The organism is Streptococcus sp. CCH5-D3 (genome assembly GCF_001556435.1).
Lineage (GTDB): Bacteria > Bacillota > Bacilli > Lactobacillales > Streptococcaceae > Streptococcus.
This window is the reverse complement of sequence record NZ_LSIW01000068.1, coordinates 1-249: the sequence shown is the minus strand read 5'-3', so window position 1 is coordinate 249 and position 249 is coordinate 1. Positions and strand designations below refer to the sequence as shown.

Below are 249 nucleotides of genomic sequence, written 5' to 3'. Positions count from 1 at the left end.
CTGTTTCTTTATCAACAGTGAAGGTACCGATCACGTCACCTGCTGGTGATTTCGCATCTACTGAAGCAGCTGGCTGACCATTTTCATCAAGAAGAGTAATGGTATCCTTATCAATTGGTGCAACTGGGTCACCTTCAGTGAAGGTGACTGTTCCAGTTTGAACCACACCTTGAGGTGCTTCAGATTTAGCAGGAGTTGCTGTTGGAGTTACTGGTGTCACAGTTGGTGTGTAAGTCGCAGAAGCTTTGG

At 46.2% G+C, this 249-nt stretch carries 1 protein-coding gene; it reads right to left on the bottom strand.

Annotated features, from left to right (window positions below):
• The coding region (locus AX662_RS04450; protein WP_156430690.1) for a hypothetical protein at positions 1-249 on the bottom strand (249 nt) is incomplete at both ends.